Raw genomic sequence first — 21,441 nt, 5'->3', positions numbered from 1 at the left:
ATGGGAGGTGCACGATGAGAAATCCTGGACACGTCTTTGCTTCGATCGCCGGCCACGTCGGCGAGCCGGAAAGAAGCGACGATTCACCGATTGGCCGCGCAAGGCCGGTTCCGGTCGACGAGATCGAACCGGCGGAACGCTGGCAGCGCATCATGCACTCGCTCACCGCGTGCAGCGACAGTTTGCCGTTCGGCTTGCGGCGCAAGGACTACGCGGCTGACATACGTCAAAAAATGACGTTGACCGTTCGGTCCACGTACAGCGCGACAATCGATTTTCTCGATCGACCGACGTCGGGCACCGTGGTGCTGTCGTGGCGGGATTCGACCGGCGGACATTATGGCTATCAAAGCTGGCATAAAGGATGTGCGAGACGGCCCGGAACATGCGCGGCAAGCGGCATGCCCATCCACCCGGGCGACGAGATTTTCCGGCCCAGCGCGCGAAATGGCCGGCCGACGAACTGGTCCGCGATGATTCTCGCGCTTCACATCGCGCGCATCGACTTTGCGCGGATCACGAAATAGACGAGGCTCGATGCGCGTATGGATACCGCACTGAAATCGGTCGCGGCGTGGCGGTGTCGCCCTCGAAGGGATGCAGCGCATCCACGCACTGCGTCGCAATCCGTCTCCCGGCGAAGCCGATCCGCCGCCCGAAAGCCCGGCTCCATCGTTTCTCCATCAATCCGCACAAAAACGTCCATCGACGCCGAGCACACTGCGCGGCAAGTCATCGAATCCGCATGCACGCGCCACCCGCACCCATGGACACGTTTCCAACCCTGATCGCCTGCGAGCACTGCGACAGCGTCTATCGACGCCGCGCGCTGGCACGGCACGAGGTCGCGCGCTGCGAACGCTGTGCGGCCGTGCTGTTCCGGTCGAGCTGGCTCGATATCGACCGCTGGTTCGCGCTGGCGGTGGCCGCCGGCGTGGTGTTCGCCATCGCCAATCTCTGCCCGATCATGCGGATCAGCGTGCAGGGGCTGCATAGCGAGGCCACGCTGTGGCAATCCGCGCTCGCGCTGGCCAAAGGCTTCGCCGCGCCGATCGCGATTCCGACGGCGCTCGCCATCGTGGTGGTGCCGTTCCTGCAGATCGCCACGCTGATCTGGTTGCTGGCCTTTGCCCGTGCGGGACGGCGCGCGCCCGCGTTCGGCCCGCTGATGCGGCTGCTGGTCGCGCTGCGTCCGTGGAGCATGATCGAGGTCGGCTTGCTCGGCATCCTGATCGCGATCATCAAGCTGTCGAGCATCATGCAGATCATTCCCGGCGCCGGCCTGTGGGCCACGGCCGTGCTGATGGTGCTGATCCCGCTGATCGCGGGTCACGATGCGCGCCAGCTGTGGGACTGGGTCGTGCCGGTGGCACCTGCCGGAGACCGCCCGTGAGCCTGCCCGTGCGCGCCAGCCAGCTGGGCATGGTCGGATGCCATGCGTGCGGCCTCGTCTGCCGCACGCATGCGTTAGCCGCGCAGCATGCACATTCGCATGCGGCCGACGCGCAACGCTGCCCGCGGTGCGGGTCCGCACTGCACGCGCGCCGCCCGGACAGCCTCGTGCGCGCATGGGCGCTCCTGATCGCCGGCCTGATCTTCTACCTCCCGGCGAACCTGCTGCCGGTGATGCGAACCACACTGCTCGGCAGCCACAGCGAATCGACGATCCTCAGCGGCGTCGTGGTGTTCTGGAAAGCCGGCTCGTACGGCATCGCGGCGGTGATCTTCATCGCGAGCGTCGTCGTGCCGTGCGCGAAGTTTCTCGCGCTCGGCACGTTGCTCGTCACGACCGGCCGGCGCAGCGTGTCGGCGATGCGCGAGCGGGCCGTGCTGTATCGCGCGGTCGAGCTGGTCGGCTACTGGTCGATGCTCGACGTGCTGGTCATCGCGATCATCTGTGCGCTGGTGAAGTTCGGTCCGCTGTCCGAGGCCGAGCCGCGCGCCGGCATTTTGTTTTTCGGGCTGGTCGTCATGCTCACGATGCTGTCCGCGATGAGTTTTGACCCACGCCTCATTTGGGACGCCGAAGAAGCATGAATCCTGCATCCGGCCCGCAAGGCCTCGACCCCGCGATCCGCCCGTGACCCACAGCCGCCTGCGCCCGTCGCTCGTCTGGCTCGTGCCGCTCGTCGCGGCGTTGATCGGCCTGTCGATGGTGATCCACGCGTGGTGGTCCGTCGGACCGGAAATCACGATCACGTTCAACACCGCGCAAGGCCTCGAAGCCGGCAAGACGCCCGTCAAGTACAAGGACGTCGTGATCGGCACCGTGACCGCGATTTCGCTGAGCGACGACAGCTCGCACGTGGTCGCGACGGTGTCGTTCGTGAAGAACGCGCGCAACCTCGTTCGCGACGACACGCGGTTCTGGGTCGTGCGGCCGCGCGTCGGCATGAGCGGCGTCTCGGGCATCGACACGCTATTCTCCGGTGCGTACATCGGCATGGACACGGGCCGCTCGGACAAAGCACGCAAAGCCTACACCGGGCTCGAAACGCCGCCGACCGTCATCAACGGCACGCCGGGAACGAGTTTCGCGTTGCGCGCCACCGATCTCGGCTCGCTCGATATCGGCTCGCCGGTCTATTACCGCCATCTGATGGTGGGCCACGTCGCGTCGTACAAGCTCGACATGCAGCGCCGCGACATGAACCTGCAGGTGTTCATCGATGCGCCGTACGATCGACTGGTGACGACCGATACGCGCTTCTGGAACGCGAGCGGCATGGATCTGTCGCTCGACGCGAACGGCCTGAAGCTGAAGACCCAGTCGGTCGCGACGATCGTGGGCGGCGGCATCGCGTTCGCGACACCGGAAGACAGCGACGCGGCGGCCGCCCGTGCAGGCCACCTGTTTACGCTCGCCGACACCGAAACCGCCGCGATGGCTGCGCCGGACGGCCCGTCCCAACTCATTCGGCTTCGTTTCGAGCATCCGTTGCGCGGGCTCGCGGTCGGCGCGCCGGTGGAATTCTCCGGCATCGACATCGGCAAGGTCGTGTCGACCCAGCTCGACTTCGACCGCGCCACGCGGCGCTTCCAGTCGATCGTGATGGTCAAGGTGTATCCGTATCGGCTCGGCCCCGTCGTCGAGAAACTGCAGAAGACCGAAGGCAACGGCAATCCGCGCGCGGCCCAGTTTCTCGCGGGCCTGGTCGAGCACGGGCTGCGCGCGCAGGCGCGTACCGGCAACCTGCTGACGGAGCAGCTCTACATCTCGCTCGATTTCGTGAAGAACGCGCCGAAGGTGCCGTTCGATGCGAATGCCACGCCGCTGACGTTGCCCACCGTGCCGAGTACGTTCGACAAGCTGCCGGAGCAAGTCGCCGACATCGTCGACAAGATCAACAGGATGCCGCTCGATTCGATCGGCAAGCATGTGGATTCGAGCCTGACGAACCTGGACGCGACGCTCACGCAGGTCAACGGCCAGTTGCTGCCGTCGACGACGCGCGCGCTCGACCAGGCGAACCAGACATTCGGCGCGGTGCGCCAGGGCATCGCCGACGACGGCCCGCTCCAGGAGAACCTCGCGAACACGCTGACTGAAGTCCGGCGTACCGCGCGCTCGCTGCGCACGCTGACCGACATGCTGGGCCGCCGCCCCGAAGCGCTGCTCCGGGGAACCGGGGCCGATCCCGCGCCGATCGCGCCCGTCGACCCTTCCACCTCGCCTGTCCAGCAGGAGCCACGACAACCATGAGTTTCCCGATTCGCGCCACGGCGATCGCCGTGGGCGCCGGCGCCGTGATCGCGCTGACCGGCTGCGCGTCGAACCCGGTGCATTACTACACGCTCGTTGCGCCGGCCGCGTCCCTACCCCCATCCGCGACGTCGACAACCGCGCGCGCCGCCGCGCCGCTGGCGATCAACGTGTTGCCGGTCGGCATTCCCGCGCAGCTCGATCAGCAGCAGATGGTCGTGCGCAGCGGCACGGGCACCGCGGTGATCCTCGACAACGAACGCTGGGTCGCGCCGCTCGGCGACGAGCTGCGCGCAGCGCTTGCTTCGGCGCTCGTCGAGCAACTGGGCGCGCGCAACGTCACCGGCCTGCCGCGTCCGTCGAACCAGACCGTCATGAGCATCCGCACGCAGGTGCGCCGCTTCGACGCGTGGCCCGGCAGCATGGCGCAGTTCGAAGCCGACTGGGTCGTCGGTGTGCAGCAGGACACGCCGGGCACGCGCATTTCGTGCAGCACGCGGCTCAACGACGCCGCACCCGGCAGCTATGCGGACATGGTGCGCGTGCAGCAACGGATGATCGAGCAGTTCGCCGCGCGCATCGCGAGCACGGTGCGCAGCTTCGGCGGCGGGCATCCCGCCTGTCCCGCCGATTCGTAAACCGTCCCGCGTTCGGGGAGCCGTCCATGGGAGCGCGCGAAGGTATCCGGTTATGGGAACCGGCTACCTTGAAACTCGAAGCGACCCGTTATGCACGCCGCCGGTAGGTACCGGGCGTGCTCCCGGTCCAGTGCCGGAACGCGCGGTGGAACGCGCTCGGATCGTCGAAGCCGATGTCGGCGCCGATCGCCGCGATCGTGTCCGGCGTATCGGTGAGCCGCTGGATCGCGATGTCGCGCCGCAGTTCGTCCTTGAGCACCTGGAACGTCGTCCCTTCGGCGGCCAGGTGGCGGCTCAGCGTGCGCACCGAGCAATGCAGGTGCTCGGCTGCGTGGTCGATCACCGGCAGGTCGGGCAACGCCGCCGACAGGAACTGCCGCACGCGATGGCACACGAGCTGTTCGCTGAACGATTCGAAGATCCAGTCGCCGGGCGCGCGCGCGAGGAACTTGCGCAGGTTGCGCTTGCTCTGCCGGATCGGTGCGTCGAGGTAGTCCGCGCTGAAGCGCATCAGCGTGCGCTCGGAATCGAACTGCACGGCGCCGGTGAAGAAGTACAGGTGGTCGACCGCATGGCGCGGCCGCGGGCACGCGAACTCGATCTGCAGCAGCGGAATCTTCTGCCCGATCAGCCACGAGCACACGCCGTGCACGAGCTTGAGCATCAGCTCCTGGCCGAGCGCGCCGATCGGGCCGATCGCGTCGTTCGGGCGCAGCAGCACCTGCGCGACGAGGCCGTCGCGCTTCGATTCGACGAAGAAATCGTCGAGCAGGATATGGAAGAACTGCCCGAAACGGTGCAGCGCCGTTTCGAGGTTGCGCGCATCGAGCAGGCTCAGGCACAGGTACTTCAGCGTGCCGCCGCGCAGCGGGCGCGAGAAGATGCCGGGCATTTCGTCGTCGAGGTCGATCGCGAGCGTACGGTACAGCGTCGAGAACTGCTCCTCCGTCACGCGCGCATGCGGTTCGCCGAGCAGCTCGACCGGAATGCCGGCCCCGCGCAGGTAGCGCTCGACCACGTCGCGCTGCGCGCCCGCGCTCGCGAGGAAACCGTTGACGAGCGAGATCGGCACCGTCGCGCTCGGCGACGGCAGCGCACGCCGGGGCCCAGGCCCCGGCTGGGCGGAAAGTGAATCTGAAACGGTCATCGCGTCCCCGTCGAACGAACCGCTCGCATTGTACTTGAGCGGTTCGCGCGGAGCCTTCCGGGCCCGCGGCGCGCCGGGCCCTGCGCGGCGAGCCGACGCCATCAGTCGGTGCGGCTGAGTTCCCGGCGCAGGATCTTGCCGACGGTCGACTTCGGCAGCCGGTCGACGAAGCGAACGAGCTTCGGCACCTTGTAGCCCGCGAGGCTCGCGCGGCAATGCGCGACGAGTTCCGCTTCCGTGACGGCAGCATCCTGCGCGAGCACCACGAACAGCTTGACGGCCTCGCCCGTGCGCGCGTCCGGCACGCCGATGCACGCGCATTCGGCGACGCCCGGCACGGCGGTCGCGACCGCTTCCACCTCGTTCGGGTACACGTTGAAGCCCGACACGATGATCATGTCCTTCTTGCGGTCGACGATCCGCAGGAAACCGGCTTCGTCGAACACGCCTACGTCGCCGGTGCGGAAATAGCCGTCGGCCGTGAACGCGGCCGCGTTCGCGTCCGGTTTCTGCCAGTAGCCGCCCATCACCTGCGGCCCCTTCACGCAGATCTCGCCCGCGCCGCCGATCGCCACCTCGTTGTCCTGGTCGTCGAGCAGCTTCACGTCGGTCGACGGCAGCGGCACGCCCGTGGTGCCCGTGAACGAGTCGATCGACTGCGGGTTGAACGACACGACCGGCGACGTTTCCGACAGCCCGTAACCCTCGCGGATGAAGTTGCCCGTCACCGTCTTCCAGCGCGACGAGATCACGTCGATCACGGCCGCGCCGCCGCCGGCCGACAGCTTCAGCCGCGACCAGTCGACTTCCGGCAGGCGCGGATGCGCGGCGAGCCCCGCGTACAGCGTATTCACGCCGACGAACACCGTCGGGCGCGCGGCCTTCAGCACGTCGATGAAGCCGTCCATGTCGCGCGGGTTCGCGACCAGCCAGTTCTGCGCGCCGATCGCGAAGTAGGACAGGAAGTTCACCGTCAGCGCGAAGATGTGATACAGCGGGATCGCCGTGACCACGACCTCCTCGCCCGGCGCGCGCGCGGCCGGCACGATCGCGCCGAACTGCTCGATGTTCGCGACGAGGTTGCGGTGCGACAGCGCGGCGCCTTTCGACAGTCCGGTCGTGCCGCCCGTGTACTGCAGCAGCAGCAAGTCCGCGCCGTCGAGCGCGACCGGTTCGAGCGCAAGCGACTCGCCGGCGGCCACCGCGTCCGCGAGCGCGATCGAACCGGGCGGCAGCGCGTCGCATGCACCGGCCGGCGCGTCGACCACGCCGAGATCGCCGCGCCCGACGCTCAGCACGGTGCGCACGCGCGTGCCGCCGACCACTTCCGCGAACGTGCCCATCGACCCGCCGCACACCACGGCGACCTCGACGCCCGAGTCGTTCAACTGATGTTCGAGCTCGCGCGCGGTGTAGAGCGGGTTCACGTTGACCTGGATCGCGCCGATCTTCGCGACTGCGACGAACGCGACCGGGAACGCAAGCACGTTGGGCAGCATCACGGCCACGCGATCGCCCTTGCGTACGCCCACGACCTGCTGCAGATACGCGGCCAGCGCGGTCGACAGGCGGTCGACGTCCGCATAGCTGAGCGTGCGGCCATACGAGTGGAACGCCGGGCGATCGGCGAAACGGCGCATCGCGTCGCCCAGCAGCGCGGTTACGGAAGGAAAGCGATCGGGATCGATCTCGGCGGGGATCGAGCCGTACGACCCGATCCAGTGTCTGTTCGTCATGTCTCACTCCACGGGGGACGGCGCGCCGGCCGCGCCGTTCGCACGACGGCCTGCACGCCGGAGAAGCGCGGGCCATCGCCTGACCGGCGACTATCGCCCGCGCGGCGCACTTTGAAAATGATCCGGGCGGCCGAAAGATGATCGAAACGGACAGGCGGGGGGCGTTCTTGTCTAGACAACGACGCACGAAACCGTCGGTTCGGGCCGTGTCGACCGGCCCCACTATCGGCCCATCAGCATGAGCACCATACGGGATCGGGCGATTCCTGTCGCCGCTCGCGCCTGATACGATCGCTTCGCTTCCGGTTCGCCACGGCCGAACGAGCCGCGCGCCGCAGCCGATGCCGCCGATACGCATCATCCGCACAACGGGTCGTGCGCGCATCGTCACCTTGTCTCGCCGGTCGATCCCACCACCTGACAATCAGGATTCCTGCGCATATCGCGCAGCGTTCTGAAACACGCGATGCCGGCGCAAGCAACACGGCCGGTTCCCCAACGATCCAGTTCCGCTCATTCAAAGGTCAATCGCCATGCCAGAACGCATCTCGTTTGGACAACTCCCCGCCCGGCTGCTCGACGTCGTGCTCAACGTCGAGGACTATACGAACCACACCGGCCACGATGTCAGGCTCGTGGAGCTGGTGCGCGCACGCGTGTCGCAGCTCAACGGCTGCGCGTACTGTCTCGATCGCCACGTCAAGGAAGGCGTCCACGCCGGCGACGATCCGCTGCGCTACCATCTGCTGGCCTTGTGGCGCGAGACGCCCGATCTCTACAGCCCGAAGGAGCAGGCCGCGCTGCACTGGGCAGAAGCGCTGACGCTGATCAGCGAGCACGCGATCGACGACGCGCTCGTCGACGCGACGCGCGCGCACTTCGATCGAGACGAATTGGCCACGCTCACGCTGATCGTCGCGCAGATCAACACGTGGAACCGGCTCGCGAAGCCGTTCGCGTGGCAGGCCGGCGTGTTCCAGGCCGGCTGACGCAGGCCGATGCCGGCGGGCGGCGGCCGGCGCGCCGGCTGGCGCCGGCACGCATCAGGGTGAACCCTGTGGCGCATGGGGCCGATCCCGCGCAGAATTGCGTGCCGCAAACGATATCGATTCGGACGCAGGATGCTCCCATGCCGCGCAATGCGCCCTTGAACCCGCCCCCCGTCCGCGCAGCCCGCCTGCCGGACATCGAGACGACCCACGCGTTGCGCGAGCAGCGCTTCACGCCGGCCAAGCTCGCCGTGCTGCTCGACGTGGCCGCGCAAGCCGGCCTCGACCCGGCCGCGGTGCTCGACGGCACCGGCCTCACGCCGGCCGCCGTCGCGGACCCGTTCACGCTCACGTCGCCGCTGCAGTTCCTCACGGCCGCGCGCAACGCGCTCGCCCGCTACGACGGCACCGATCTCGGCGTGCGCGTCGGCCAGCGGCTGCACGCGTCGAGCTACGGGATGTACGGCTACGCGATGCTGTGTTCGGAATCGCTCGCGCACGCGTTCGACTCGGCCGTCAAATATCACCGGCTCGCGAACGGCATGCTCGCGATCCGCTGGGTCGAACAGGGCGACACCGCGTCGTGGCTGTTTCCCGACCGGCACGAAGTCGCGCTGCCCGATCTCGACGAGCCGCTGTACCGGTTCCTGATCGACATGCAGTTCGCGCTGCACGTGACGATCATCAAGGACGTGATGGGTGCGTGGTGCGTGCCGGCGCGCGCGCAGTACGCGCAGCCGCAGCCCGCGCACGTGGCGCGGCTGGCCGACGCGCTCGAATGCCCGATCGCGTTCGACCAGCCGCATCATGTGCTCAGCTACCCGGCCGCGTGGCTCGCGCGCGCGCCGCAGCTCGCGAATCCGATCACCGCCGCGCAAGTGTCGTCGCATTGCGCGAGCCTGCTCGACGAGCTGCGCAGCCAGGCCGGCGTCACGCGGCGCGTGTACCAGGAACTCACGCGCACGCCCGGGCAGTTTCCGGACCTCGACGCGATCGCGGCGATCCTGTGCATCACGTCGCGCACGCTGCGCCGCAAGCTCGAAGCCGAAGGCACGTCGTACAGCGAACTGCTGGCGAGCGTGCGCAAGGCGCTCGCGATCGACTATCTGAGCACGACCACGCTCAGCACCGAAGACATCGCGCTGACGCTCGGCTTCAGCGACGCGGTGGGGTTTCGCCACGCGTTCAAGCGCTGGACCGGCATGACGCCGAGCGACGTGCGGCGCAAGCGCCGCGCGTGAACCCGGCGGGTACGGGCGTGGCCGGCGCTCAGCGGCCGTCGCCCGCCGCGGGCGTGGCCACCGCCAGCGCGAACTCGAACACCGCCCCGCGCCCGGCCCGGTCGACCAGCCGGATGCTGCTGCCGTTGAGCGCCAGCATCCGGTGCACGATCAGCAGCCCGAGCCCGCCGCGCGTCATCGCGGCGCCGCTCGTCGGCCGCTGCGGCCGCTCGAACAGCCCTTCGCGGCGCGCCGCCGGAATCCCTTCCCCGGTATCGGCAACGGTCACGACGACCCGGTCGCCGTGCGGCGCGAGCGTGACCTCGACCTCGCCGTGCGCGGGCGTGTGCCGCAGCGCGTTGTCGAGCAGGTTGGTCAGCACGCGCTCGATCATCCCGAGATCGGCCGACACGACCGGCACGCGCGGCGGAATCCGCGCATGCAGCGCGACGCCGCGCGCCTGCGCGGTCAGCTCGAACTTCTGGAACACGTCCTGCACGAGATCGACGAGCGAGAACGGCTCGCGCTCGGCCTGCACGCCACCCGATTCGAGCCGCGCGAGCTCGAACAGCGCCTGCGCGAGCCGGCCGACCTTCGCGCTCTGCGCGAGCGCGATCGACAGGTAGCGCCGCCGCTCGGTGTCGGCGAGCGTGTCGGCCTTCAGCGACAGCGTTTCCAGATAGCCGTGCAGCGACGTGAGCGGCGTGCGCAGGTCGTGCGAAATGTTCGTGATCAGTTCGCGCCGCTGCTGGTCCTGGTGCGTCAACGCGCGCCACTGTTCGCCGATCCGGTCGGCCATCTGCGCGAACGCGGATTCGAGCACGGCGATGTCGTCGCCGCGCCGACCCGGCGGCGAGCGCGGCACCGGCGGCTGCGTGTCGGGCGTGCCGTTCGCGTCGAAGCGGCGCATCGCATCGGTCAGCCGGCGCAGCGGGCGCGTGATGAAGCTGAACGCGGTGAGGCCCGCGAGCAGGCCGAGCAGCGCGACGAGCGCCATCGACCACAGCGTCGTGCGCAGCACGTTGCCGGCGTCGACGCGCGCGGCCAGCCGGTCGTGCGCCTCGCCGAGCAGCACCACGTAGATGTAGCCCGACGGCGGCTGCCCCGCGCGCTGCAGCGGCGCGGCGCTGAACACCTTGCGCGCGTCGGGGCTGCGCGGGTCGTCGCCGAGAATCGGCAGCGGGTCGCCCGCGATGAAGCGCTGCACCGGCGCGAGATCGACGCGGTCGCGCTTCACGTGGCCGGGCGGCGCATCGTCGCCCTTGACGCGCCCCGCGTTGTCGAGCAGGTACACCTCGACGCTCGGGTTCACGCCCATCAACTGGCCGAACAGCGTGCGCACGGCGTCCGGGCGCAGCCCGTTCGCATCCATCAGCGGCGCGCTGTGGGTCACGCTGTCGACGATATTGGCGGCCAGGTCGCGCGACAGCCCCTGCACGACTTCCTGCTCGCGCATGTCGTTCGCGCGGATCTGCAGCCACGCGGACGCGCCCGAGCACGCAAGCAGCAGCACCGAGAACACGAGCGACAGCCGCTGGGTGAGCGTGAGCTTCATCATGCGTCCCGCTGGCCCGGCGCCGCGAGCTTGTAGCCGCGGCCCCACACGGTGAGGATCCGCACCGGCTCGGCCGGATCGGCCTCGATCTTCGCGCGCAGCCGGTTGATGTGGGTATTGACCGTGTGCTCGTAGCCTTCGTGCTGGTAGCCCCACACCGCATTGAGCAAGTCCATCCGCGAAAACACCTTGCCCGGGTGGCGCGCGAAGAAATACAGCAGGTCGAATTCACGCGGCGTGAGGTCGATGCGCGCGCCGTCCACGCTCGCTTCGCGCGCGATCGGGTCGATCGCCAGCCCCGCGACGTCGAGCGTGCCCGCGTCGATCCGCGAATCGCGCGCGAGCGCATCGACGCGCCGCAGCAGCGCCTTCACGCGGGCGACGAGTTCGAGCACCGAGAACGGCTTGGCCAGGTAGTCGTCGGCGCCGAGTTCGAGGCCGAGGATGCGGTGCACTTCGCTCGAACGCGCGCTCGTGATGATGATCGGCGTGTAGCGCGTCATCGCACGCGCGCGCCGGCAGATCTCGAGGCCGTCTACACCGGGCAGCATCAGGTCGAGGATCAGCGCATCCCAGCCGCCCTGTTCGAGCAGGCGCAGCCCTTCGGCCCCGTCCGCGCTGTGCACGACTTCGTAGCGCTCGTCGCGCAGGTGCAGGCTCAGCACGTCGGCGATGTCGGCATCGTCCTCGACGATCAGGATACGTTTCGGTTGTTCCATGGCAGCAGGCGGCGGCACGTCGGTGCCGGGGTCGGGTTTCGGGTCGGGCCGGCCCCGGTCCGGCAGGCCGGGTTCGCGGGGGTGAATCGCGGCAACCGGCCGCGCTGCCGCCATTGTGCAAAATTTTGCGGCGGGCAGGGATCACATTTCATTTAACTTTGGAGTGTGATCCGGAGGCGAGGTAATGATGGCGGGGCTCTGCGGTCTGGCCCCTGAAATGGAAACGCGCGCTCGTGCGGGGGCTCGGGCGCGCGCCGGGCACCCGCCGCATCGAAGTATCGCGTCGTGTTTCCCGCCGATGCGTTGAATGCCGAGCAGGCACGCGCGTCGGCAGGCCCGCACGCGTCTCCCCCTCTCCGGCCCGCGAGCGTCCGACGGAACGACGCGGCCCGGCCGGCTACGGCCGCCGATTCACGCCGGGCCGCTCGCTTGCGGCGACGCGATCGACCCAGCCGCGATAGAACGCGCGGTACTTGAGCACGAGCTTGTCGTACTTGCTGTACGCGCCGCCGCCGTCCGGTTTCATCGCGTTCCAGATCTTGACGTCGTAGCCCGCGGCCTGCCTGGTCTGGAGTCCGAACAGCACGAAGTCGAGCGCGCGCCGCAACGGGCCGCCCCTCTTCCTGATCGAGATGAGCATGTGCATGACGTTCCTGCCGTCGCTCACCGGCGTCACGCACTGGAGCAGCTTGTACTTGGCGACGCCGTCCAGCGCGACGGTCATCACGCACCCGCCGGGATAGCCGTCGAAGTGCAGGTTCATCTGCGACATGTTCAGGCCGAGCGCGCGCGACAGCATGCCGAGCGGCCCGAAGTACCGATCCACGGTGAAGTCGATCCCGGCTCCGAACCACGCACCCGCCCGGGCCAGCGGCTCGACCTCCGGCCACGGGCGCCAGTCGTCGAACAGCTTCAGCTCGAAGGCCGAGATCGGGAGCGCGTGGACGGGGTGCGCGTGCTGGGCGTCGTAGAAGTTCTCGACGATCCGCAAGACCGCCGTGGTCGTCTCGAACGCGATGTGCAGGTGCATGAAGTCGCCGTTGTCGACGTCGGCCGCGGCGATGTCGGGCAGCGGGTGCTGCGGCTGCGGGGAGCCGTACCAGACCCACACGTAGCCGTACCGCTCGGCCGTGACCAGCGTCGGCTGGCGCGCCCCGCGCGGAACGGGCTCCAGCCGGTGCACCGTCTGGCTGTGGCCGGGAATGTGCGCGCACTGGCCCTGCTCGTCGTACCGCCAGTGGTGGAACGGGCACTGGATGCACCCGTCCTTGACCTGCCCGTCGGCCAGGTTCGCGCCCAGGTGCGCACAGTGGCGGTCCATCACCACCGCCCGCCCCGTCGCGCCGCGCCACGCGACGCACGGCCGGCCGAAGAGCGTCAACGCCACCGGCTTGTCCTTGAGGCGGTCCGAGCGCATCGCGACGTACCAGCTAGCCGCCACGCGCGTGGTCGCGTCGTACATCCCGGCGGGATGCACGGCGGCCTCCACTTGCTTCAATTGAACGTCTTCGATCATGTTCGTTCCGGGGTCGGTCGACTACTTCAGCGCCAGGCCGATGCGGGTCGTGACGTACGCCCTGAGCAGCGCGAACATCGGGTTGTAGTCGAAATACCGTTTCACCTCGGCCGGCGCGCTGGTCTGCGTCCAGTGCAGCAGCTTCATCGCCGGCACCAGGCTGTACTTCGAGTTGTTGAGCTGCGGCCGCGCCCCGGTGATGCAGTACCCGAAGCCGAACATCGGCTTCGCGAACTCCCGTTCGTTGATGAGCACGTGAATCCGCGCCGCGGCGTCCCCCGCCGACTTGCGCCCGGCGCTCACGGCCTCGACCTCGGCTTTGGCGTCGTTGAACAACTGGTAGTAGCCCTCCATGTCCGCGCACAGGAACCCGAGGTACGGGGCGTTGTTGTCGAGGTGATCGAGGTCGGCCTCGTCGCGCGACGCACGGAACCGCGCGTGGGCCTGCACGAGCCGGAACTGCCCGAGGATCGTGCCGACCGCCCATAGCCTGTGGAACGCGTCCCACAGGCGGAAGTCCGAGAACGCCGTGTAGCAGCAACTGACGAAGTCGTCGTTGTGGTCCAGCAGCTTCTGCTGCAGGCGCTCGATGTACTCGAAGCGCTCGGGGGAGAAATCGTCGTCGCGCAGCGCCTTGATGAGTCGCGCCGCAAGCGCGTGGATGGTCACCGCGGTGTTCTCGAGCCCCCGCGAGAACAGCGGGTCGATGAACCCGTTCGCGTGCAGCATCAGGCAGTAGCGGTCGCCGACGCAGGCGCGCGACGAGAACTGCAGGCGGTCGGTCTTGACCCAGTCGCGCACCGGCACGGCGTCGCGGAACTGCGCCGCGATGCTCGGGAACCGCGCGAGAAATTCGTCGAATTCCTGCTGCGCGGGGATGTCCGTTTTCGGGTAGACGCGCGGGTCGAGCTGCAGGCCGACGCTCACCAGGTTGTTGGTCGAACGCGGGTGATTGTTGAACGGAATCACCCACAGCCAGCCGCCCTCGAACATGTGGTGCAAGGTCCCCTCGTGCCAGCGCCAGCGCTGCCCCTTGACCTTGAAGATGTCGTCGAACGGCTTGACCCCGAGCATGTGCGTATAAAGGCTGCGCGAGTGCGTCTTGAAGCGGCACGGCTCTTCGCGGAGATTGAATTTGGTTGCGAGCGGCGCGCGGGGCCCGCCGCAGTCGATCATGTACCGGCCGGTGAATCGTTCGCCCTGGGCGGTGGCCACCGCGACGCCGTCCTTGTCGGCGTGGTATTCGGTCACGCTCGTCTTCTGGCGGACCGTGCAGCCGTATTTGATGGCGGCCTGCAACAGGTAGGCGTCGACGTCCTGCCGGTAATAATGGCTCTCCGGCCCCCACGGCAGCTCGGGAATCACGCACTGCGTGAACTCCTTCGGGTCGTGCTCCTGGCCGGGCTTGTGGAACACGAAGCCGAAGTTGCGCTTGATGCCCGTGCTCGACGCGACGTAACGCTGCGTCGCATAGAACGACGTGATGTGGTCGAGCTCCGGAATGCCGTAGCGATCGGCGATGATGCGGTTCATCAGCGACGTCTCGGGGATCGACGATTCGCCGATCGTGAACCGCGGGTGCGACGACTCCTCGACGATCAGGACACGAAACTTCTGCTTGGCCAGGATCGCCCCCATCTGGGTGCCGGACATGCCCGAGCCGAGGATGATCACATCGAAGTGGTTGCTGTCACGCCCGTTCGCGGGGCTCTGCTGAGTCATGGGGGCCACTCTCCTGGTGAGATGAAACACACGGGACTGCGGGTGAGGTGTCAGCACACGTCGAGCGCGGCGCGCACGCGGGACCGCGCGTCACGCGTGAGCGTGAGCAGATCGCCGAGCATGCTGGGCGCGTACCCCCCGCTGCCGATCGACGGGCCGCTTTGCCCGGCCTCGTACGTCCGCTCCGCCAATTTGAGGTGCGGCGCGCGGAAGTGCAGCAGGATTTCGAAGACCCGCTCGAGGGCCGCGAGCCCTGCCCCGACGGGCTCGCCCCGCACGCGGGCCGCCTGCGCGTCGCCGAGCACGCGGTCGACGAGCGCCGGCTTCCCGTCGAACCGGGCGTAGATCGCCCTGAACGCGGGAAGCACATAGGGCAGGTACGTCTCCTTGAATTCCCGATAAGCCGCGTGGTCCGATTGCGAGCCCCACAGCACGTGCTCCAGCACGAAGAGGGGCATTTCCACCGCACCGGGGCCGAGGTAGCTGCGGCCCCCCACTTGAATCGGTTCGTAGAACGGGCGCAGCTCGTCGTAGAAGACTTGCGGCGAGATGAAGCGGTAAGCGTAGACGATCGACTCGACCATTTTCTGAAGATAGGCCGCCAGCTCGACGCACCCTGGCTCGAACGCGGACGAGCGTAGCGGCACGTCGTAAAGCTCGACGGTCAACGCGATGGCCGCCTCGAGGGCCGCCATCGAGATGCGCACGCTCTCGAGCAGGTGCGCTTCGTCGTCGAGCCCAGTGTAGCTGCGCTGCGCGTCGGGCGCCGCGGGGTTCCAGACCGTCACGTGCAGAAGCGTCTCGCGCGGCGGCAGGTCGGTCGCGCGTGCCAGTTCGAGCAGCACCGGCTCGAGCCCGGGCACCACGTCCACGGGCTCGTGTCCGTGCCGCTTGAGCGACCCCAGGAAGAATCCGATGTCCCGCATCGCGGCGGCCGCTTCGACGAAGCCCCAGCCGGCGGGCACGCCGCGCACCGGGAGGAACTCGCGCAACAGCCCGACGATGCCGGGCACATCCTTTTGACGGTTCAGGCCCGGCAGTCGCAGCACGCGCTCCCGCGCCCGCAGCGGATCGCAGGCCGCGACGGCGGCGTGCATGGCCGCCGGTGCGCTTAACCGGTCCAGGGTGCGCTCCACTACCGGATCTCCCGCGGCGCGAGCGCCGGCCCGGGCCGGGGAATCGCCGCTGACTCGACGCGCGTGATGTTCGCCGGCTGCCGGCGTGGCGTGACGAGGTACGACGCGGCCATCCAGCCCGCCGCGCCGCCACCGACGATGGCAGCATTCCTGATCGGATTGCTCATGACACTTCCCATAGGATTTAAACCCGAATGGACTTCTGCGATGGCGGCCAATTGATCGGAACCCAGAATAGACCGACGACCATTTAAAACAAGCTGATACGTTTGACAGGTTTTTATTATTTATTGATCACTGCATTCAATTATTCAAAAACAGATAAACAATTTACCTTGCAATAAATTTGCGATTCAATTCCATTGATTATTTCAAGATCGCCAAACGGCACCCATTTCCCGCCGCCGCCCGAATTTCATTTAACACTGTCACACTCACGAACGCAGATTCCGATACATCAAATAAATAAACAACCGTTTCAGATTAAAAAACAATCATCCTCTGAATTTTTCCTGTCAAACCTGTCAGTAACCGTAAATAGCGGCGTTAGCATAGACTGCGCAAATTACAATAAAAATGACAATGACTAATCGGATTGCGCCGCCAAGCTAAACAGCCTAACTCCAGTCAAACGAGAGGACTTATGCGGAATTTGATGAAAAGCATCCTGATTGTGGGCGGAGGGAGCGCGGGATGGATGACTGCCGCCTATCTTTCCAAAGCGTATGGCCACCAGGTCAAAATCTCGCTGATCGAGTCACCCACCATTCCAAAAATCGGCGTAGGCGAAGCAACCATTCCAAATCTGCAAAAAGTATTCTTCGATTTTCTGGGGCTGAAAGAACAGGACTGGATGCCGCACTGCAATGCATCGTTCAAGTCGGCGATCAAATTCATCGGCTGGAACACCAAAAGCGACCCGGCCGATTACTTCTATCACATGTTCGGGCAATTGAAAGAGGTCAACGGCATTCCTCTTTCCCACTATTGGGCGCACCTGAAAAATACGGGACAGACGTCGGAACCGTTCGCGTACGCCTGTTACAACAAGTCGACACTGCTGGACGCCAAGCTTTCACCGAAGGATCGCGACGGCAACTCGCGCATGAGCCATGCGTGGCATTTCGATGCGCATCTCGTCGCCAATTACCTCAGAGACCTGTCGGTAAGCTGGGGGGTCGAACATATCCAGGGCGAAGTCGTCGAGACGCGGCTGAATGAAGATGGCGGCATCCGGTCGGTGCGGCTCCAGTCGGGTGCCGAGATCGCCGCGGATTTCTTTGTCGACTGCTCGGGGTTCAAGGGGCTTCTGATCAACCAGGCGTTGAAGGAGCCGTTCATCGACATGTCGCGATACCTGCTGTGCGATTCGGCGGTTGCGGCGTCGATCACCCACGACGACGAGGCCAACGGTGTCGAGCCGTATACGTCGGCGATTGCGATGAGCAACGGCTGGACCTGGAAGATTCCGCTGCTCGGCCGGTTTGGATCGGGCTACGTCTACTCGAGCAGCTTCAGTTCGAAGGACACCGCGACCGAGGATTTCCTGAAGCTCTGGGGTGTCAGGGAAGATCAGGTCAAGCTGAACCACATCAAATTCCGCACCGGACGCAACCGCAGAGCCTGGGTCAAGAACTGCGTGTCGATCGGGCTCGCGTCATGCTTTCTCGAGCCGCTGGAGTCGACCGGGCTCTACTTCATTTATGCGGCGATCTATCAGTTCGCCCAGCATTTCCCGGACGCCACCCTGGACCCCCGCCTCGCGGATGCATTCAACAAGAAGATCGAAGTGATGTTCGACGACTGCCGGGATTTCATCCAGACCCACTACTTCACGACGCAGCGAAACGACTCCGATTTCTGGCGGGCCAACAAGCACGACCTCACGATTTCGGATTCGCTGCGCGAAAAACTCGACGCGTACCACGCGGGGCTCGTCGTCTGCCCGCCGGTGACGGTCGACGAGCGCAACTATTACGGCAACTTCGATCTGGAGTTTGCGAATTTCTGGACCAACAGCAACTATTATTGCATGTTCACCGGCCTGAACTGGATGCCGCAGAAATCCCATCCGAAGCTCGTCTACCACGATGCGTGGATGAAGCAGGCGCTCGCCGAATTCCAGAATCTCAAGCGCGAGGAAGCAGCGCTGTCGGCGACGCTGCCCACCAATTACGACTATCTGCGCAATATCAGAGGCACCCGATCGAGCTGACGGTTACCGGGGGCCGACATCTTCGCGTTGTCTGCCATCTTCTGCTTTGCCGGCGCGATCCTGCCGGGACCGATTTCGACGTCGATCTGGTCCGGCGGGATCGCGAAAACAAGGTTTCTTTTGTACAGCCGGCGCCGCGATATCAGGCAGGGTGATCGTCGGCCCAGCATGGCATTCAAGCCGGACTCGAAGGGTTTCCAGGCAATACGCTGTCGTTGGAAAGACGAGGCTAGTCCATGTTGACATCGAGTCCCATGCTGCAAATGTCGTTCTACGCCGCCATCGTGCTGCTGGTGCCCGGGCCGACGAACACGCTGCTGCTTTCCGCCGGGCTCAAGCTGAATCTGCGCGGGGCGTGCGGACTGGTCGCGGCGGAGGCGGCAGGCTATGTGACGGCAATCACCGTATGGGGATTTTTTCTCTGGTCGCTGGCGGCGCGATATCCGTGGATCGTCAGTTGCGTCAAGTTGATCAGCGCCCTGTTCATCTTCTACCTCGCGGTGAAGATGTGGTTCAAAGGTGCCGACTTCGACACGACCGACACGGCGCCGTTGGGGTTCCGGGGGCTTTTCGTGGCGACCTTGATGAATCCCAAGGCCCTGTTGTTTTCAAGCGCGATTTTCCCGGAGTCGGCATTCAGATCGCTCGATGTCTTCCTGTTGTCGACCGGCGTATTCCTGATCACCCTGATTCCGATCGGACTGCTATGGTCGCGGTCGGGGCGGCTTCTGCTCATGAACCGGACGGAGGGTCGACTGGCTTCGATCGTGTTGCGATGCTCGTCGCTCGTGTTGCTGATGTTCGCAGCCACGCTGGCCGGTTCCGTGCTCGATCGATGAGGCAGTCATCGCGCGTGCCGGCCGTCGCTGCCCGCTGCCGGCCGGTCGCGCGACCCGGCGCAGCTCGATGAAGCCCGGGCCGAACGCACGGTCCGCACACCGTCAAGCATCGCGGCCACGGGTCTTGCGCGTGCTTTCCGTTGCGGCTCTGGATTCGTTCAGCAGCATCTCCGCCGCCTGCCACGCGCGCGCGGCAGCACGCGCATCCCCGATCGCACGCGCATCCGCGGTCGCCCCGCTCAGCAACATCACGTACACGCCTGCAAGCTGACGTGCGCGGCGACGCGGAACGAGCTCCGACAGCAATTGCTCCATGAGGGCCAGCAGGTCATCGCGATAGCGCACCGCCACGTCGGTCACCTTCGGGCAGGTCGCGCCGAATTCGGCCAGCGCACGCTCGAACAGGCAGCCCGCGAACTCCGGGCTGCCGAACCACGTGCCGTACCAGTCGAAAATTCCCTTCAGTCGCGCTGCGGCATGCGGCATGCGGTCAAGCTTGGCGGCGATGCTCTCCATGATGAAGGTGTAGCGCTGCTCCAGCACCGCCTTGATCAGATCGTCCTTGCTTGCGAAATGATGGTAGAGCGTCATGCGGGCAACGTCCGCCTCGGCGATGATCCAGTCGATACCGACCGGATGAAAGCCATGGCGTGAAAACAGCTCACCTGCCTTGTCGACCACCTGCTGGCGTTTGCTCGCGCGCATTCATGCATCTCCTGACGACTGGGCCGCATCTTAGCACCGCCGCCCACACTGCTCGTTACCGTCGCGCACGATGTATGGAAGGTCCGAGGACATGCGCACTGCGACGCGACGCGCTGGGCGAACCGGCAAAACATCGTCAGCTGCCACGAAGCCAGACGAAATCGCGGTCTTTCGGGTGCGGGCTTCGGCAATACGAAATCGCTTCGCCGCTACGACCTCGGCTGATTGCGATACGCAACCCGTGCGGCGTCAGCAAACGCCCTCCCCGAGCCGATACGCGCATCGCGTCCCACGTGCGTAGCGAGTGCGCGCCCGGCCGGCATCCACTCCGGCCGCCCATGCCGCTGCTCGCAGCGGTTTCAGCAAGGCACCCGGCCGCCGTTCATCATGCACCAGCGCTGCGTGTCCTGTTGCGGGGGCGCATACGGCAGTCCGGTCCTCGGATCGATGTGATCGTACTGGCCCATCGGGTGTTGCGCCCTCCACGCGGCCTGGTCGGCATACTGTTTCGCGATCGCGGCTTGCTCTCGTGCGAGGTCTGCCTTCTGCGCGTCGTCCATTTTCTTCGTCATGGTCACGAGCCGTGCGAATTTCGGATCGCGCACATCCTGCAGGGGCGGAAACGGGGGCGCAGGCGGCATGATGAGCACAGGGCCGGTGTATTTCGGAATCGGCAACCTGGATGGCCGGCCAAAGTTCGCTGCCCTATCCATCTCCCACAGCGCAGCGTCCATTCCGAGCACATGTTCGTAGTCGCGATTGACGACTGCCAGCGTGACCGGCCCCGACGGCGCCGGCAACGGCTGCAGGGAAGGCGGCAGCGTCTGTCGGGCGTCGGGATAGATGGTGCGGGCATACGCGATTGCAGCGACGGAGTATTGCTGGAGGACCGCCTCGTACGCGTCCAGTATCTGCGCGCGGCCATAGCCGCCGGGATTCTCGAACATCGGCTTGTAGGCCAACATCTTCCGGCTGTACAACGCATTCGCATTGCGCTGCTCTGCGACAAACTGCTGTTGAGGATCGGCCGGCGCAGACGCCGACAGCGGCGCGCACCCCGATAGCACGCCGGCGACAAGCACCAGCCCGGCTGTCGCGCGAACAGCCGACGGGCATAGACGCGACATATCGGCGATCGCCCGGTTGAGCGAGGCAAACAGAACAGAGGTTTTCTTGATCGCGCTGGTCGGCATCGAACGGTGTCTCGAAGGCTGGGTCATTTTTGGGAGGTCCTGATCGCGACCGTGAATGCGATGCGTCGCAGTAGAAAAGGAAATCGGCACTCGGCCGTCTTTGGGGCCAACCGTTAATCCAGCGCACATCGCACAGGCTGCCGAGATCGACGAACGACGTCAGCAATCCCGTGCAAGTCGGACACGCCCCGGTCGCATTGCGGGCAAGTCCCTCATCGACGTCGGCCCGGTCGTTGCGCACGCACTCGTACCGCCCCGAACACGCGGCCCCGGCACCCGACGGGTATCGGGTGCGCTTCTTCATCAATCGAGAGGCGCGACATGATGAATGTATACTAGTCGATCTACTTTGACTAGAATCGCGATCAGCGTGACTGACGCAATCGGCGCGGGCATAACGGCCGCCGT

At 66.2% G+C, this 21,441-nt stretch carries 18 protein-coding genes and 1 pseudogene; 9 read left to right on the top strand and 10 right to left on the bottom strand.

The genetic code is table 11. The annotated features are described in order from the left end of the window. The first annotated feature begins 14 nt into the window (after window positions 1-14). The 5 genes from WJ16_RS33420 to WJ16_RS17245 all read left to right on the top strand — a co-directional run bounded on the left by WJ16_RS33420 (window position 15) and on the right by WJ16_RS17245 (window position 4,341). Window positions 15-527, top strand: coding sequence for a DUF3331 domain-containing protein (locus WJ16_RS33420; RefSeq protein ID WP_084636054.1), 513 nt, complete (start codon window positions 15-17; stop codon window positions 525-527). 239 nt (window positions 528-766) lie between these two features. After that, window positions 767-1,393: a paraquat-inducible protein A gene (locus tag WJ16_RS17260; protein ID WP_069258292.1), complete on the top strand. Its 627-nt coding sequence runs from the start codon at window positions 767-769 to the stop codon at window positions 1,391-1,393. Next, a complete protein-coding gene (locus WJ16_RS17255) occupies window positions 1,390-2,037 on the top strand; it encodes a paraquat-inducible protein A (RefSeq protein ID WP_069258291.1) in 648 nt (215 codons plus the stop codon). The genes WJ16_RS17260 and WJ16_RS17255 overlap by 4 nt, the downstream gene beginning before the upstream one ends. A 43-nt stretch (window positions 2,038-2,080) precedes the next feature. Next, the gene (locus tag WJ16_RS17250; RefSeq protein WP_236858293.1) at window positions 2,081-3,703 is read left to right on the top strand and encodes a PqiB family protein; all 1,623 of its coding nucleotides are present in this window, start codon (window positions 2,081-2,083) and stop codon (window positions 3,701-3,703) included. Continuing rightward, window positions 3,700-4,341, top strand: coding sequence for a PqiC family protein (locus tag WJ16_RS17245; RefSeq protein WP_069258290.1), 642 nt, complete (start codon window positions 3,700-3,702; stop codon window positions 4,339-4,341). Before WJ16_RS17250 ends, WJ16_RS17245 begins: the two co-directional genes overlap by 4 nt. Before the next feature lie 88 nt (window positions 4,342-4,429). Here WJ16_RS17245 and WJ16_RS17240 read toward each other — a convergent pair whose 3' ends face one another. Together WJ16_RS17240 and WJ16_RS17235 are read right to left on the bottom strand one after the other, a co-directional pair. After that, window positions 4,430-5,590: an AraC family transcriptional regulator gene (locus WJ16_RS17240; protein ID WP_069258289.1), complete on the bottom strand. Its 1,161-nt coding sequence runs from the start codon at window positions 5,588-5,590 to the stop codon at window positions 4,430-4,432. Next, window positions 5,590-7,224: an AMP-binding protein gene (locus WJ16_RS17235; protein WP_069258288.1), complete on the bottom strand. Its 1,635-nt coding sequence runs from the start codon at window positions 7,222-7,224 to the stop codon at window positions 5,590-5,592. Before WJ16_RS17235 ends, WJ16_RS17240 begins: the two co-directional genes overlap by 1 nt. Window positions 7,225-7,757: 533 nt before the next feature. Between WJ16_RS17235 and WJ16_RS17230 the strand changes: the two genes are divergently transcribed. Continuing rightward, a complete protein-coding gene (locus WJ16_RS17230) occupies window positions 7,758-8,213 on the top strand; it encodes a carboxymuconolactone decarboxylase family protein (protein ID WP_069258287.1) in 456 nt (151 codons plus the stop codon). A 140-nt stretch (window positions 8,214-8,353) separates the two neighbouring features. After that, window positions 8,354-9,454, top strand: a complete 1,101-nt coding sequence (locus WJ16_RS17225) for an AraC family transcriptional regulator (RefSeq protein ID WP_069258286.1) — start codon at window positions 8,354-8,356, stop codon at window positions 9,452-9,454. 28 nt (window positions 9,455-9,482) lie between these two features. Here the strand turns inward: WJ16_RS17225 and WJ16_RS17220 are convergent, their stop codons facing one another. From WJ16_RS17220 to WJ16_RS34865, 6 genes and pseudogenes are all read right to left on the bottom strand, one after another. Then, window positions 9,483-10,988: a sensor histidine kinase gene (locus WJ16_RS17220; protein ID WP_069258285.1), complete on the bottom strand. Its 1,506-nt coding sequence runs from the start codon at window positions 10,986-10,988 to the stop codon at window positions 9,483-9,485. Next, window positions 10,988-11,707 carry a response regulator transcription factor gene (locus WJ16_RS17215; RefSeq protein WP_069258773.1) on the bottom strand — a complete coding sequence of 240 codons (720 nt, stop codon included), beginning with the start codon at window positions 11,705-11,707 and terminating at the stop codon, window positions 10,988-10,990. Before WJ16_RS17215 ends, WJ16_RS17220 begins: the two co-directional genes overlap by 1 nt. A gap of 397 nt (window positions 11,708-12,104) precedes the next feature. Next, window positions 12,105-13,220, bottom strand: a complete 1,116-nt coding sequence (locus tag WJ16_RS17210) for a Rieske 2Fe-2S domain-containing protein (protein WP_069258772.1) — start codon at window positions 13,218-13,220, stop codon at window positions 12,105-12,107. Between the two features lie 24 nt (window positions 13,221-13,244). Beyond that, on the bottom strand, window positions 13,245-14,945 hold the full coding sequence (locus WJ16_RS17205) for an NAD(P)/FAD-dependent oxidoreductase (RefSeq protein ID WP_069258284.1): 1,701 nt from the start codon (window positions 14,943-14,945) through the stop codon (window positions 13,245-13,247). Between the two features lie 50 nt (window positions 14,946-14,995). After that, on the bottom strand, window positions 14,996-16,081 hold the full coding sequence (locus tag WJ16_RS17200) for a monodechloroaminopyrrolnitrin synthase PrnB family protein (RefSeq protein ID WP_069258283.1): 1,086 nt from the start codon (window positions 16,079-16,081) through the stop codon (window positions 14,996-14,998). 29 nt (window positions 16,082-16,110) lie between these two features. Beyond that, a pseudogene (locus tag WJ16_RS34865) lies at window positions 16,111-16,248 on the bottom strand (tryptophan 7-halogenase); the annotation flags it as partial. A gap of 488 nt (window positions 16,249-16,736) precedes the next feature. On the opposite strand from WJ16_RS34865, the gene WJ16_RS17195 reads away from it, so the two are divergent. Beyond that, on the top strand, window positions 16,737-18,296 hold the full coding sequence (locus WJ16_RS17195) for a tryptophan halogenase family protein (RefSeq protein ID WP_208607009.1): 1,560 nt from the start codon (window positions 16,737-16,739) through the stop codon (window positions 18,294-18,296). Between the two features lie 236 nt (window positions 18,297-18,532). Then, window positions 18,533-19,135: a LysE family translocator gene (locus tag WJ16_RS17190; RefSeq protein WP_069258281.1), complete on the top strand. Its 603-nt coding sequence runs from the start codon at window positions 18,533-18,535 to the stop codon at window positions 19,133-19,135. Window positions 19,136-19,237: 102 nt separating this feature from the next. Here WJ16_RS17190 and WJ16_RS17185 read toward each other — a convergent pair whose 3' ends face one another. Together WJ16_RS17185 and WJ16_RS17180 are read right to left on the bottom strand one after the other, a co-directional pair. Beyond that, complete coding sequence (locus WJ16_RS17185; protein ID WP_069258280.1) at window positions 19,238-19,840, bottom strand: TetR/AcrR family transcriptional regulator; 603 nt, start codon at window positions 19,838-19,840, stop codon at window positions 19,238-19,240. A gap of 359 nt (window positions 19,841-20,199) precedes the next feature. Then, window positions 20,200-21,033 carry a hypothetical protein gene (locus WJ16_RS17180; RefSeq protein WP_236858291.1) on the bottom strand — a complete coding sequence of 278 codons (834 nt, stop codon included), beginning with the start codon at window positions 21,031-21,033 and terminating at the stop codon, window positions 20,200-20,202. Window positions 21,034-21,441 lie beyond the last annotated feature (408 nt).

The sequence above is a fragment of the Burkholderia metallica genome (genome assembly GCF_001718555.1).
Taxonomy (GTDB): domain Bacteria; phylum Pseudomonadota; class Gammaproteobacteria; order Burkholderiales; family Burkholderiaceae; genus Burkholderia; species Burkholderia metallica.
The sequence above is the reverse complement of the archived record's forward strand: the minus strand, read 5'-3'. Positions and strand labels throughout refer to the sequence as shown.

Bases quoted from the DNA above. Each gene is read 5' to 3' on its own strand.
- WJ16_RS33420 (WP_084636054.1), top strand. From the start codon at position 15: ATGAGAAATCCTGGACACGTCTTTGCTTCGATCGCCGGCCACGTCGGC.
- WJ16_RS17260 (WP_069258292.1), top strand. From the start codon at position 767: ATGGACACGTTTCCAACCCTGATCGCCTGCGAGCACTGCGACAGCGTC.
- WJ16_RS17245 (WP_069258290.1), top strand. From the start codon at position 3,700: ATGAGTTTCCCGATTCGCGCCACGGCGATCGCCGTGGGCGCCGGCGCC.
- WJ16_RS17240 (WP_069258289.1), bottom strand. From the start codon at position 5,590: ATGGCGTCGGCTCGCCGCGCAGGGCCCGGCGCGCCGCGGGCCCGGAAG.
- WJ16_RS17235 (WP_069258288.1), bottom strand. From the start codon at position 7,224: ATGACGAACAGACACTGGATCGGGTCGTACGGCTCGATCCCCGCCGAG.
- WJ16_RS17230 (WP_069258287.1), top strand. From the start codon at position 7,758: ATGCCAGAACGCATCTCGTTTGGACAACTCCCCGCCCGGCTGCTCGAC.
- WJ16_RS17225 (WP_069258286.1), top strand. From the start codon at position 8,354: ATGCCGCGCAATGCGCCCTTGAACCCGCCCCCCGTCCGCGCAGCCCGC.
- WJ16_RS17220 (WP_069258285.1), bottom strand. From the start codon at position 10,988: ATGAAGCTCACGCTCACCCAGCGGCTGTCGCTCGTGTTCTCGGTGCTG.
- WJ16_RS17215 (WP_069258773.1), bottom strand. From the start codon at position 11,707: ATGGAACAACCGAAACGTATCCTGATCGTCGAGGACGATGCCGACATC.
- WJ16_RS17205 (WP_069258284.1), bottom strand. From the start codon at position 14,945: ATGACTCAGCAGAGCCCCGCGAACGGGCGTGACAGCAACCACTTCGAT.
- WJ16_RS17195 (WP_208607009.1), top strand. From the start codon at position 16,737: ATGAAAAGCATCCTGATTGTGGGCGGAGGGAGCGCGGGATGGATGACT.
- WJ16_RS17190 (WP_069258281.1), top strand. From the start codon at position 18,533: ATGTTGACATCGAGTCCCATGCTGCAAATGTCGTTCTACGCCGCCATC.
- WJ16_RS17185 (WP_069258280.1), bottom strand. From the start codon at position 19,840: ATGCGCGCGAGCAAACGCCAGCAGGTGGTCGACAAGGCAGGTGAGCTG.
- WJ16_RS17180 (WP_236858291.1), bottom strand. From the start codon at position 21,033: ATGCCGACCAGCGCGATCAAGAAAACCTCTGTTCTGTTTGCCTCGCTC.